Raw genomic sequence first — 13490 nt, 5'->3', positions numbered from 1 at the left:
GCAGAGCGGCGCTTCGACAACGTCCGATCTACCAGGAGTTCCCCCGTCTGCGCACCAAAGGGGCCTTCACCACCTCAAGCTCGGAAACAGGCACTCAGACGGTTCGCGGTGTGGTGGCGCGGGGCAAGGGCGCCCCGGTCGAGGTGGTGGACGTCGTGGTCCCCGACCCGGGGCCGGGTGAGGCCGTGGTGCGGGTGCAGGCGTGCGGGGTGTGCCACACCGACCTGCACTACCGGGAGGGCGGGATCAACGACGAGTTCCCGTTCCTGCTCGGCCACGAGGCCGCCGGCGTCGTCGAGGCGGTCGGCGAGGGCGTCGCCGACCTGGCGCCCGGCGACTTCGTGGTGCTCAACTGGCGCGCGGTGTGCGGTCGGTGCCGGGCGTGCCGGCGCGGGCGGCCCTGGTACTGCTTCGACACCCACAACGCCGCCCAGCCCATGACCCTGGCCGACGGCACCCCGCTGTCCCCCGCCCTGGGCATCGGCGCGTTCGCCGAGAAGACCCTCGTGCACGCCGGGCAGTGCAGCAAGGTCGACCCCGATGCCTCCCCCGCCGCGGCGGGTCTGCTCGGCTGCGGCGTGATGGCCGGCTTCGGCGCGGCCGTCAACACGGGCAACGTGACCCGCGGCGACTCCGTGGCCGTGATCGGCTGCGGCGGGGTCGGCGCGGCGGCCGTGGCGGGCGCGCGGGTGGCGGGCGCGACGAAGATCATCGCGATCGACCTGGACCCGCGGAAGCTGGAGTGGGCGACCGGGTTGGGCGCCACGCACACCGTGGACGCCGGGTCGGAGGACGTGGTCGCCCGGGTGCGGGAGCTGACCGACGGGTTCGGCGCCGACGTCGTGATCGACGCGGTCGGGCGGCCGGAGACGTGGCAGCAGGCGTTCTACGCCCGCGACCTGGCCGGCACGGTCGTGCTGGTCGGCGTGCCGACCCCGGAGATGCGGCTGGAGCTGCCGCTGATCGACGTGTTCTCCCGCGGCGGCGCGCTCAAGTCGTCCTGGTACGGCGACTGCCTGCCCTCCCGCGACTTCCCCTACCTGGTCGACCTGCACCGGCAGGGCCGCCTGGACCTCGACGCGTTCGTCACCGAGACCATCGCCCTGGACCAGGTCGAGGAGGCGTTCGCCCGGATGCACCGCGGCGACGTGCTGCGCTCGGTGGTGGTCTTCTGATGGTCCGCGTCGACCACTCCACCGCCCGGGGCACGTTCAACCTGGACGGCCAGACCTACGACGTCGAGAACAACGTCTGGGTCGTCGGCGACGACACCGAGTGCGTCGTCGTCGACGCGCCGCACGACGTCGAGAAGATCATGCGGGTGGTGGGCGACCGCGCGGTGACGGCGATCCTGGCCACGCACGCCCACGACGACCACGTCCGCGTCGCGCCGGAGCTGTCGCGGCTGACCGGCGCGCCCGTGCTGCTGCACCCGGACGACCTGGTGCTGTGGCGGCTGACCCACCCCGACGTCGACCCCGGCGGCGACCTCGCCGACGGCCAGGTGGTCGAGGTGGCGGGCACCGCGCTGCACGTGCTGCACACGCCGGGCCACGCGCCGGGCGCGGTCTGCTTCCACGCCCCCGACCTGGGCGCGGTGTTCACCGGCGACACCCTGTTCCGGGGCGGGCCGGGCGCCACCGGCCGCTCCTACTCCGACTTCGACACCCTCGTGAAGTCGATCCACACCCGGCTGCTCACCCTGCCCGCCGACACCGTCGTGCACACCGGCCACGGCGACGACACCACCATCGGGGCGGAGTCACCCGGCCGGTGGATCAACCCGGATTCCTGACGGTTACCCGGACCGACCCGGACCAGGGGGCGGCGGCACGTCACCGGACGTGCCGCCGCCCCCTGGTCGTCGAGGGTCGCCCCGCTCAGGCGGGAGCGGGTTCGGTGACCGGTTCGGGCATCTCGCGCAGCCTGCTGACCGGCGAGATGATCAGGCCGACGACCACCACGGCCGACCCGACGGCGGCCACCACGAGCGCGTTGCGCGCGCCGATGGCGTCGGCCAGCAGGCCGGCCACGAGGCCGCCGAGCGCGCCGCCGCCGAACAGCAGGGTCCGGAACGAGGCGGTCATCCGGCCCATCATCGACTGCGGCGTCAGGGTCTGCCGCACCGCCACGATGATCACGCCCGCGATCCCCAGCCCCAGGTAGGTGGTGAAGAACGAGGCGATGAACATGCCGATCATCAACGGCTTCGGCCCGCCCGCCAGCACGATCAGCACCGGACCGAGCAGCAGGCCGCTCTGGGCGATGAAGTACGTCGGGCCGATCGGGAACCGCCCGACGACCCGGCGGGACACCACGGCCCCGATCAAACCGCCGACCGACGCCGTGCCGAAGATCAGGCCCAGCGTCGTGGAGTCCAGGCCGAGCGTGCGCGTGCCGTAGAGCAGGAACATCGTCCAGGTGGTGATCATCGAGAAGTTGCAGCAGAACCCGATGATGGCCAGCCACCGCAGCAGCGGCTTGCCGAACACCCAGACCACGCCCTCCTTCAGCTCCCGGAACGCGTGCCGCTCCTGCGGCCGGGGCGGTTTGGGCTCCTCGGTGCGGATCAGCAGCAGCGAGACGACCGACACCAGGTAGGTGCCGGTCTGCACGGCCAGCGCGATGGGCGCGGTCAGCCACGCCACGACCAGGCCCGCGAGGCCGGGGCCTGCGACGTCAGCCGTGGACGAGCTGATGCCCATCTTGGCGCTCGCCTCGACGTAGTGCTCCGGCTTCTTCACCAGCGTGGGCACGTACGACATCCAGCTGAGGTCGAACAGCACCGACGCCACCCCGATGAGGCAGGCGATGACCAGCAGCGCCGGGATGGACAGCAGGTCCAGCACGTACAGCAGCGGGATGAGGCCGATCAGCACCATCCGGGCCAGGTTCGTCCACAGCATCACCTGCCGCCGCCGCACGCGGTCGACCCAGATCCCGAGCAGCAGCGCCAGCCCCAGGTAGGGGGCCAGCTGGACGAACCGCAGCACGCCGACCTGGCTGTCGGTGGCGTTGAGCGAGTAGATGGCGGTGAGCGGCAGGGCCAGGATCGTGACCTGGGTGCCGAGCAGCGAGACCGTCTCGCCCACCCAGAACTTGAGGAAGTCGCCGTTGTGCCAGAGGCTCCTCTCCTTCTCCTTGGGCTCGCTGGTCTGCTCGGGATTGGTGGTGGACACGTTCTTCCCTAGTCGCCGAGGTGCTTGCGGACGAGCCGGCTCAGCTCCGCGAGGGCGTCGCCGGTCCAGATCGAGTGGTGGGTGCTGCCGGGGACGGTGTGCTCCACGAGGTCGGGCAGCAGCCGGCCCCAGCGCATGTCCTCGGCGGGCGAGTGCTCCGCCAGCACGTGCACGGACGGGCCGGCGTGCGTGCCGGTGACCTCGATGGAGTAGAACGCCTCCAGCAGGGCGCGGAACACCGCGTACTGCTCCCCCAGCACGTAGGCGTCGATCTCCTCGGGGAGGATGCGCGCCGCCTCGACCTGCTCGAACACCGCCTCGGGGTCGGCGTCCTCCGGCCACCCGGCGGCCAGCTCGTCCAGGCCGGGCGGGGACTCGTCGGAGGTGCCCGCCATGTCGCGCACGTACCGGACGAGGGTCTCCCGCTCGGGCGGCAGGTCCATCACGACCGGCATGCCCGCGTCCACGAGGAACAGCAGCGCCACCTCCGCGCCCGCCGCGGTGAGCCGCTTCGCCATCTCGAACGCCACCAGCCCGCCGAGGGACCAGCCCAGGAGCCGGTAGGGCCCCTCGGGCTGGAACTCGCGCAGGATCTCGACGTACTCCTCGGCCAGGGCCGGGAGCGAGGCCACCGGGGTGCGGTCGTTGTCGAACCCCGGCGCCTCGAAGCCGTAGACCGGGCGGTCGCCGAGCAGGCGGGCGAGCCCGGCGTACGAGTACGCCGAGCCCGACACCGCGTGCACGCAGAACAGCGGGGGCAGGTCGCCCCCGGCGTTCAGCGGCACGATCCGTTCCAGGTCAGCCATTGGCCTTGGCCTTCACCATCTCGTCGACGGTCTGCGAGATGGCGCCGACGGTGGCGTTGCCGTAGAGCAGCCGGACGGTGATGCGGATCTTGAACGTCTTGTTGATCCGGCTCGCCAGCCGCAACGCCTGCAGCGAGTTGCCGCCGATGTCGAAGATGCTGTCGTTGACGCCGATCCGCTCGACGCCCAGCACCTCGGCGAAGCACTTCGCGACCTCGACCTCGGTGGGCGTGGTCGGCGCGGCGAAGTCGCGCTCGCCGTCCTCCACCGGGTCCGGCAGGGCGTTGCGGTTGATCTTCCAACCGTCGTTGTTCATCGGGAACTTGTCGAGCGCGACCCACGCCGTCGGCACCATGTAGTCCGGCAGCGACTCGGCGAGGTGGTCGCGCAGCGAGTCGACCGAGGGCGGCTCGCCCACCGAGGTGTAGTAGCCGACGAGGCGGTTCTCCCCGCGCTTGTCGGGGCGCATCAGCACGACGGCGCGCAGCACGCCGGGGTGGCTCTGCAGCGCCGTCTCGATCTCGCCCAGCTCGATGCGCAGGCCGCGCAGCTTGACCTGGTTGTCGATGCGGCCGAGGAACTCGATCTGGCCCTGCGCGTTCCACCGCACCAGGTCGCCGCTGCGGTAGACCTTGCTGGTCGGGTCGAACGGGTCGGTGATGAACTTCTCGGCGGTCATCTCGGGCTGGTTGAGGTAGCCGCGGGCGAGGCCGCCCTCCGCGCCGCCGATGAGCAGCTCGCCGTTGACGCCCTTGGGCACGAGCTGGTTGAACCGGTCGACGACGTAGACCTGCCGGTTGAGCTGCGGGCGGCCGATGGGCGGCGGGGTCTTCCACTCGATCTGCTCGACGTGGTACTCCGTCTGGCCGATCGCGCACTCGGTCGGGCCGTACAGGTTGAGGTACTTGCGGCCGGGCAGGTTCCACTTGTTGACCAGCTCCGGCGGCAGCACCTCCGCGCCGCCCATGACGTACTTCAGGTCCGGGTACGGCTCGGGCTCCATCACCGACTGCATCGCGGGCGGCAGGCCCGCGTAGGTGACCTTCTGCTCCCGCAGCAGCGCGGTCAGCGCCTCGGGCGACTGGGCGTCGTCCGGCGAGACGGCGACGACGCGGGCGCCGACCAGGAACGCGGTCCAGATCTCGCCCTGCGACATGTCGAAGTTCAGGGCCGGGAGCTGGAGCAGCCGGTCCTGCGGGCCGAAGTCGAAGGTCCGCTTGTACGCCTCGCAGAAGAACGACACGGCGCGGTGGGCGATCATGACGCCCTTGGGCGTGCCGGTGGAACCCGACGTGTAGAGCACGTAGGCGAGCGACTCGCGGGTCGTCCACTCCTCCAGCGGCTCCGACGCGTCGACCTCCTCGATGGTCGCCCAGTCGGTGTCGATGAGCACGGTGGCCCAGTCGCCGCCCTCGGGCAGCACGCCGGCCAGCGGCGAGCGGCTGATCACGACCGGCGCGCCGGTGTCGCGGATCATGAAGTCGAGGCGGTTGGTGGGGACCTTGGGGTCCATCATCGCGAACGCGCCGCCGGCCTTGAGCACGCCGAGCATGGCCACGTAGGCGTCCAGGTCGCGGTCGATGACCACGGCCACCACCTGGCCGTGGGTCACGCCCAGCGAGCGCAGGTGCCGCGCCAGCCGGTCGCCGCGCCGGTCCAGCTCGCCGTAGGTCATCTCCACGCCCCGGCACACGACCGCGACGGCGTCCGGCGTGGCCGCGGCGACCTGGGCGAACGAGACGTGCAGCGGCAGCTCCGAGTACTCGGCCTCCTCGCCGCGGCCCAGTTCGAGCAGCTCGGCCCGCTCCGCCTCGGTCACGACCGGCAGCTGCGACAGGGTCAGCGACGAGTCGCGCGCCGCCGCCGTGACGACCGAGCCGATGTGGTCGAGCAGCGCCTCGATGCGCCACTGGTCGAACAGGTCGGTGGAGTACTCCACGACCGCGCGCAGCGAGTCGCCGGACTCCACGAAGTCGATCGCCATGTCGAACCGCGACCCGGTGGAGGCCAGCGAGATCGGCTCGGCGGTGATGCCGGGCAGGTCGATGGCGCCACCGGAGTTCGCGTCGCCGAGCAGCTGCATCGAGACCTGGAACAGCGGGTTGCGGCCCGGCACGCGCACCGGCTGGATGCGGTCCACGATCAGGTGGAACGGCACCTCCTGGTGCTCGTACAGGTCGAAGTTGGCCTCCATGGTGCGCTGGAGCAGCTCGGCGAACGTCGGGTCGCCCGACACGTCGGAGCGCAGCACCACCATGTTCACGAACAGGCCGACGACGGATTCGGCGTCCGGGTCGACGCGGCCGAGCATCGGCACGCCGATCGGGATGTCCTCCTGGCCGGTGTAGCGGCTGAGCACCACGTTGAGCGCGGAGGCCAGCACCATGTAGAGCGAGACGCCGTGCTCCTTGGCCAGCGCGCGGGCGGCCGTGAGCAGCTCGTCGGGCAGGTGCTTGGTGATCGAGTGGGCGCGCTTGACCGGGGCGGGCGGGCGCGGGCGGTCGGTGGGGAACTCCAGCGTCGGCAGGTCCTTGAGCCGGTCCTCCCAGAAGGCCAGCTCCTCCTCCAGGGTCTCGCCCCGCATCGTCTCGCGCTGCGTGCGGGCGGCCTCGGTGAAGCGGGAGCCGGGCCGGTCGAACTCGGGCTCCCGGCCGTCGACGAACGCCCGGTAGGCGATGGCCAGCTCGGAGTTCACGATCCCCGACGACCAGCCGTCGGTGATGATGTGGTGCAGGTTCTGCAGCAGCACGTGGTCGTCCGGCGCGAACATCAGGACCCGGTACCGGTACAGCGGGCCGTTCTCCAGGTCGAACGGGGTGGTGGACAGCTCCTCCAGGGCCGCGGTGACGGCCGCCTCGCGACCGGCGTCGTCCAGCCCGGGGTGCTCCACCACCTCCAGCGCCACCTCCGACGGCGGGGCCACCACCTGGTACGGCGTGCCCTCGGAGTTGTGGATGGTGACTCGTAACGCTTCGTGGCGCTCGACGACCAGGTTCAGGCACCGGTGCAGCACCGGCACGTCCAGGGGACCTCGCAGCCGGGCCGCGAGCAGGATGTTGTAGGTCGTCAGCCCCGGGGTGAGCTGGTCGAGGAACCAGAGCTGCTCCTGGCCGAAGGACAGCGGCGCCTGGGTCCCGGCGTGCGTGGACGTGGTCATGTCGAGCACTTCTCTCCTTGTTGCGTTGGCGTGCGCCGTGCCGCACCCGGGGTCCGGGCGCGGCACGGGCCTAACAGGCAGTCGCCGAGTGGGTACGATCTTGCCCGAAAGTGCCACCGTTGCGAGGGCCGAACGAGGGATCAGCCCTGGCGCGGGGTCACGAACGTATCGTTGATCACGTAGCCGTCGAGGCCGTGCTTCTCGCCGTACGCGATCAGGTCGCTCGTGCGGTTGATGAAGCCGCGGCCGTTGTTGTTGAGCGACGTGTTGCACAGCACGCTGAAGCCGGTGAGGTCGCGGAACGCCTCCAGCAGGTCGACGATGTGCGGGTTGCGCTCGCGGGTCACGGTCTGGGTGCGGGCGCTGCCGTCGACGTGGGTGATGGCCTTGAGCTGGTCGCTGGTCACCCGGTTGAAGTACAGCATGTACGGGTCGACGACCGAGCCCTCGAACCACTTGTGGGCGTCCTCCTCCAGCGCGATCGGCGCGATCGGGCGGTAGCCCTCACGGCGCTTGATCGCGTTGAGGCGGACCGTCGTCTCCGCCGTGAACGGGGCGGCGAGGATCGAGCGGTTGCCCAGGGCGCGCGGGCCCATCTCGTAGCGGCCGCGGGCCCAGCCGATGATGTTGCCCTGCTCGATGTAGCGCGCCACCTCGGCGTGCACCAGCGGGCGGACCTCGTACTTGGCCGGGTCGGGCTCGACGTCCTGCACGAACTCCTCGCCCGAGTACACCGACCACTCGATGCTCGCGTCCCCGGTGTAGTACCACTGGGCGTCGATGCCGGTGCCCAGGGCCGAGCCGCTGTCGTTCGGGCACGGCGGCACGAACACCGAGTCGAACAGGCCGCTCTCCCGCCACTGGGCGTTCCAGTCGCAGTTCAGGCCGCAGCCGCCGGAGATGAGCAGCGGCAGGCCCTCCTTCATGTGGGCCGACGCGTAGTCGTAGAACAGGTCGAAGATCGCCTGCGAGTGCTTGGCCGCCGTGTTGCGGTACTCCTGCGAGTCGACGCCCTTGTTGTAGATGTGCGACCAGGACATCTGGTCCTTGGACAGGTTCAGGATGATCTGCTCCTGCTTGAGGATGAAGTCGATGGTCTCCTTCTCCTCGGCAGTCATCGGGCCCTTCTCGGCGAAGCCGGTCAGCGCCATCTGCTTGCCCGCGTCGTTGTAGCGGAACAGGCCGGTGCCCACCGGGAAGCCCGGGTCGGCCAGCGCGAACAGGTAGGCGTACTTGTTGCCCGGGTCGGCGAGGATGTGCTTGAGGTGGGTCGCGTTGCCCTTCTCGTCGATCCGGTAGAAGTCGCCGATGTTGCCCTCCCAGACCAGCGAGTAGTACGCCTGGCCGGTGCGGCGCGGGGCCATGCCCAGCGACGTGTAGATGTGGGAGCGCTCGTGCGTGGAGGAGAAGTAGCGGACCTTCTTGCCGAAGAAGGTGCCCTCCTCGTCGGAGATCGAGCCCTCGCCGACGCCGAAGTAGCCGGTCCGGGACGGGGGTTCGACGGAGTGGAAGCCCTTGACCCAGCCGCCGAGGGCGACCACGTCGGGCGTCCGGTCGAGCATCCCGGCGGCCCGCGCGATCACCTCGCCGGTCAGCCGGTCGTAGCGCGGGTAGTTGTCCTTCTCCGCCTCCAGCGCGAACAGCAGCTTGCCGTCCTCGATGGCCGTGATGCCGCCGTCGTGACCCTCTTTGAGCGATAAGATCAGCATGGTTCCTGTGTCACTTTCTTCGTTGTGCGATTCGGTGAGGGCAGTGGCCGTGCCCGGCGGGCTTCGTGGCCACGGTTTCGGGACGGGGGCGCGTCAGCGGTCCCCCTCGGCGCCGAGCACGGGTCTCAGCACCCGGTCGAGGTCGGTGAGGGCGCGCGACCACACCCCCGGTGACGGCACGTAGTGGTTGTAGTAGCTGGCCCCTTCGGCGGGCGGGCCGAAGACCGCGACGGCGGTCCGGGCACCCCCGTCGCGGGCGGTGGTGTAGCCGTCCCGGTCCAGCAGCAGGCGAGCGGACCGGTCGGTGCCCACCTCGGCCCAGGACCGCAGCGCCGTGCCCACGGGGTCGAGGTCGCTGTCGGGCAGCGGCCAGGTCAGGTTGGCGCGCACCACGTGGTCGACCTCGACGCGGCGTGGCTCGGCCAGTTCGGTGGACGCGAGCGACCAGCGCTCGCCGACCCGCTCCAGCCGCGCCCGGGGTCCCGGCCCCAGGCTCACGACGCCCGCCTCGACCAGCGCGAACAGCTCCTGGATGCGCTCCTTCTGCGGTCCGATGACCACGCGGTTGACCAGCGGCGCGTACTCGTCGGTGAAGTAGCGGTGCGACTCCTCGGTCAACCCGGGCGGGTCGAGCGCGGCGCGCACGCTCTCGCGGTGGTCGCGCAGCACCTCCAGCGCTTCCTTGACCGGGCTCGCGCCCAGGCCCAGCTCGGCCTCCGCCAGGTCGGCCCGCGCCGCGGCGAGCACGGCGTCGCGGTAGGCGTCGTAGGTCGCCCACGACGTGGGTTCCGGGGTGAGGGCGCGCTCGACCAGCGCCACCTGCTCCGGCGTCGCCGACGCCAGCCGGGCGGCGACCTCCTGGCGGATCAGCGGTTCGACGTCGCGCCGGAAGTCGAGCCGCCCGTCCGGCGTCCGCTCCCGCAGCGCGGCCACGGCCTCGGTCGTGAAGTGCTGCGCGGGCGCGGCCACCCGGCCCTCCCGCGTCCGGGGGCGGGCGCACGGCAGCAGGCCGGCCCGGCTGGTGAGCACGATCCGGGGCTCCTTGCCCGACGGCTGGTAGCCGTCCGCGCCGAACGCACCGCCCCGGCCCACGGTCAGCGCCGCGATGACGTCCATCGCGGTCAACCCGGTGCCCAGCAGGGCGACCGTGGAGTCCTCCGGGATCGACTCGGTCCGCACGGGCAGCGGGTAGGGCACCTCCACCAGCACGCCGCCGGCCGGCGGCGCGGGGTCGGCCAGGCCGTGCCCGGTCGTCACCAGCGCCACGTCGACCCGGTGGCTGCTGCCGTCGGCCAGCGCCACCACCGCGCCCGTCCCGTCCGGCCGCACGTCGCGCGCCGTCGCCGGCAGGTGCCGCACGGTCAGCCGGGGCGGCACCCGGTCGAGCAGGTCCCGCACGGCCCACTGGAGGTACTCGCCGAGCAGCCGGCGCGGCAGGAACTCGTCGAACCGCACCGGGCCGTGGTGCTCCAGGCACCACTCGAACAGGCTGGGGCCCGTCGTGACCGGCGCGCCCGGCGTCATCCGCTCGTCGGAGAAGATGGTCAGCTGCGACGCGATGGTGTTCAGCAGCAGGTAGTCGGGCTGCTTGACGTCGTGGACGCCCAGCCCCAGCTCGCCCGGCTCGATGAGCAGCAGCTCGACCGGCGGGCCGGGTAACCGGGTGTGGCTGATCACCCGTTCCAGCACCGACAGCCCGCGCGGGCCGACTCCGATGACCGCGATCCGCACGCCGCTCACCACCGCCGCGTCTCGCCGAAGAAGTCCGGCACCTCGATCGCCAGGCCCTGCTCGCGGGCCGCGAGCAGCACGTGCTGCCCGACCGCGAGGTCCAGCACGCCGAGGCCGAACGGCGACACCAGCACGCCGCGCGACGGGTCGGGCAGCGCCCGGCCGCGCACCACGTCGGCGATGGTGCCGGTGACGAAGTCCCGGTTGCCGGTCTCCTGCTCGGCCAGGTGCGGCGAGGTGTTGGCCTTCATGCAGTGCTCGACGTCGTCGAAGTAGTTCTGCGCGCCCAGCACCACCGACGGCGCGAAGTCGCGCAGCGAGATGTTCAGCACGACCTGGCCCGGCCGCACCGGGGTGGAGATGTGCGGGGTGGCGGCGGTGGTCGCGGTGACCACGGTCTGGGCGGCCAGCGCCTCGTCGACCGTGCCCACGCGCACCGCGGTCAGGCCCAGCTCGTCCTTCGCCAGCGCCACCAGGTTGTCCGCCGACGCCTCGTGCAGGTCGAACACGCTCAGCCGGTCGATGCGGTACCCGACCGCCGCCAGGTAGCGCAGGATCGTGCGGGCGATGACGCCCGCGCCGATGATCGCCACCTCGCCGTCGCCGGGCACGTGCCGGGCCAGCGCCCGCGCCGCCACGGCCGCCGACGCCGCCGTGCGCGCCGAGCTGATCGAGGCCGCCTCAAGCAGCGCCCGCGGGTAGCCGGTCTCGTAGTCGTTGAGCACCAGCACGGCGGAGGCGCGCGGCACGTCGCGCTGCGTGTTCGCCGGGAAGCTGGAGATCCACTTGATGCCGGTGACCGGCGCGGACGACAGGTCGGCGAACGCGGGCAGCGCGATGATCCGCGCGTCCGGTTTCTCCGGGAACCGCAGGAAGTAGCTGTCCGGGTTGACCGTGCGGCCGTCGTCGTGGCGCAGGTAGGCGTCCTCGACCACGTCGACCACGTCGAGCTTGGAGGTGTCGAGGATGTCCTTGACCACCTTGCCGGGAACGACCTCAAACGAGAACATCGCGCTGTCCTTCCTCCAGTGGCCGTTCCGGGGTGAGCGCGCGGCCCAGGCCGTTCCCGATCACCCAGTCGTCGTTGTAAACCGTGTCCAGGTACCGCTCGCCGAGGTCCGGCGAGATCGCCACGACCGTGTCGTCCGGGGCGATGTCGGCGGCCTGGCTGCGGATCGCCGCCAGCACCGTGCCGGTCGAGCCGCCCGCGAGCAGGCCCGTCGTCTTGGCCAGCCACCGGCACTCGCGCACCGTGTCGTCCTCGGGGACCAGCACGACCTCGTCGGGCGCCTCCGGCGACAGCAGCTCCGGGCGGCGGCTGGTGCCCAGGCCCGGGATCAGCCGCGGTTTCGGCTCCGAGCCGAAGTTCACCGAGCCGACGGTGTCCACGGCGACGATGCGCGTCTTGGGGCTGTGCACCCGGAAGTAGTCGCAGACGCCCATGAGCGTCCCGCCCGTGCCGACACCCACGAACAGGTGGTCCACCCGCTCGAACTCGTCCAGCACCGCCGGCGCGGTGGTGTGCTCGTGCGCCAGCGGGTTGTTCGCGTTGGCGTACTGGTTGACCCAGAACAGGTCCGGTTCCCGCTCCAGCCGCTCCCGGATGTAGTTGATCCGGGAACCCAGGAACCCGCCGTTCTCGTCGCGCTCCTGGATCACCACGACCTCGGTGCCCAGCGCCCGCATCACGGCGACCGCCGACGCGTTGGAGTTCGGGTCCGTGACGCAGGTCAGCCGGTAGCCGTTGGCCGCGCAGATCACGGACAGCGCGACGCCGAGGTTGCCGGACGTGGACTCGATGATCCGCACCCGGCTCAGGTCCACACCGGACAGCTCCGCGCCGCTGAGGATGCTCCGCGCGGTCTTGAGCTTGATCGAGCCGCCCGCGTTCAGGCCCTCGACCTTGAGGTATAAGTGGTTCAGCTCCCCCATGCCGGGTATTCGTAAGAACACGTCGTCCCGCACCAAGTCATAGACACGATCTGTGATCAACAGGATCCTCCAATGCGGGTCCACGTCGGGGTGGTCGACCGGACGGCTGCCTGCGGCCCGGCTGGTACGGAGCTCAAGCGCCCGGCAGGGCGGCCAGCGGCGCCGGCCGGCCGAGCGGGACGAGGTCGTACCCCGACCGCCGGGCCTCGCCACCGCCGTCGGCGGTGGCCCCCGCCCCGGTCCGCCCCTGCTCGTGCACCCGCTGCAGCGAAGTGGTGGTGAACTCCGTGGAGGTGACGGCGGCCAGCGCCGCCACCAGCGCCCGCAGCCCGGGCGCCGTGGTGACCACCGGGACGGACAGGTGCGTGGCGGCTGCCCGCACGACCCTGGAGTAGGGCGTCCGGTCGAGGGTGACCACCAGCACGACCCCGTCCTCCAGCTCGCGACGGGTGTCCACTTCGGACTGCTCCGCCCAGGTGACCGGTTCGAGGCCGTGCTCGCGCAGCGCGTCGAGCACGGGGAGCGCCACCGCCGCCTGCGCCTCGGTGAACGAGACGTAGACCTTGCCGGAAGCGGGCAGGGCGACCCCGGCCGCGAGCTGCGACTTGGCGAACGCCGCGCCGAACGTGGCGTCGATGCCCATGACCTCGCCGGTCGACTTCATCTCCGGTCCCAGCAACGGGTCCACGCCCAGCCCTTCGGGGGTGCGGAACCGGTGGAACGGGAGGACGGCCTCCTTGATCGCGACCGGCGCGCCCGTGAGCGTGCTGCCGTCCCGCTCGGGGAGGGCGCCGTCGGCGCGCAGTTCGGCGATCGTGGTGCCGAGCATGATCCGCGCGGCGGCCTTGGCGAGCTGGACGTTCGTGGCCTTGGAGACGAAGGGGACGGTGCGCGAGGCGCGCGGGTTGGCCTCCAGGACGTAGAGCACGTCGTCCTTGAGGGCGTACTGGACGTTGAGCAGGCCGCGCACGCCGAT

9 protein-coding genes and 1 pseudogene are annotated in these 13490 nt (G+C 71.5%); 2 read left to right on the top strand and 8 right to left on the bottom strand.

The features are described 5' to 3' along the window. Positions 1-110 precede the first annotated feature (110 nt). Complete coding sequence (locus ACIGNX_RS34625; protein ID WP_396545778.1) at positions 111-1175, top strand: S-(hydroxymethyl)mycothiol dehydrogenase; 1065 nt, start codon at positions 111-113, stop codon at positions 1173-1175. After that, entirely contained in the window at positions 1172-1795 is a 624-nt protein-coding gene (locus ACIGNX_RS34620) for an MBL fold metallo-hydrolase (RefSeq protein ID WP_396545785.1), read from the top strand. Before ACIGNX_RS34625 ends, ACIGNX_RS34620 begins: the two co-directional genes overlap by 4 nt. Positions 1796-1880: 85 nt before the next feature. On the opposite strand, the gene ACIGNX_RS34615 is transcribed toward ACIGNX_RS34620, so the two are convergent. The 8 genes and pseudogenes from ACIGNX_RS34615 to ACIGNX_RS34580 form a co-directional block, all read right to left on the bottom strand. Then, a complete protein-coding gene (locus ACIGNX_RS34615; RefSeq protein ID WP_396545776.1) occupies positions 1881-3179 on the bottom strand; it encodes an MFS transporter in 1299 nt (432 codons plus the stop codon). Positions 3180-3187: 8 nt separating this feature from the next. After that, a complete protein-coding gene (locus ACIGNX_RS34610; protein WP_396545774.1) occupies positions 3188-3985 on the bottom strand; it encodes an alpha/beta fold hydrolase in 798 nt (265 codons plus the stop codon). After that, a complete protein-coding gene (locus ACIGNX_RS34605; RefSeq protein WP_396545772.1) occupies positions 3978-7142 on the bottom strand; it encodes an amino acid adenylation domain-containing protein in 3165 nt (1054 codons plus the stop codon). Before ACIGNX_RS34605 ends, ACIGNX_RS34610 begins: the two co-directional genes overlap by 8 nt. A 140-nt stretch (positions 7143-7282) precedes the next feature. Then, complete coding sequence (locus tag ACIGNX_RS34600) at positions 7283-8851, bottom strand: carbamoyltransferase C-terminal domain-containing protein (protein ID WP_396545770.1); 1569 nt, start codon at positions 8849-8851, stop codon at positions 7283-7285. Positions 8852-8944: 93 nt separating this feature from the next. Next, a complete protein-coding gene (locus ACIGNX_RS34595) occupies positions 8945-10582 on the bottom strand; it encodes an FAD/NAD(P)-binding protein (RefSeq protein WP_396545768.1) in 1638 nt (545 codons plus the stop codon). A gap of 5 nt (positions 10583-10587) precedes the next feature. After that, positions 10588-11592: a 2,3-diaminopropionate biosynthesis protein SbnB gene (gene sbnB, locus ACIGNX_RS34590; RefSeq protein ID WP_396545766.1), complete on the bottom strand. Its 1005-nt coding sequence runs from the start codon at positions 11590-11592 to the stop codon at positions 10588-10590. Beyond that, the gene (gene sbnA / locus ACIGNX_RS34585; RefSeq protein ID WP_396545783.1) at positions 11579-12547 is read right to left on the bottom strand and encodes a 2,3-diaminopropionate biosynthesis protein SbnA; all 969 of its coding nucleotides are present in this window, start codon (positions 12545-12547) and stop codon (positions 11579-11581) included. The genes sbnB and sbnA overlap by 14 nt, the downstream gene beginning before the upstream one ends. A gap of 100 nt (positions 12548-12647) precedes the next feature. Continuing rightward, positions 12648-13490: pseudogene (locus ACIGNX_RS34580) on the bottom strand (hypothetical protein); the annotation flags it as partial.

Origin of the sequence: Actinosynnema sp. NPDC053489 (genome assembly GCF_044544865.1) — a bacterium.
Lineage (GTDB): Bacteria > Actinomycetota > Actinomycetes > Mycobacteriales > Pseudonocardiaceae > Actinosynnema.
Note: the sequence above shows the minus strand (reverse complement) of the source record. Positions and strands in the feature narration are given on the sequence as shown.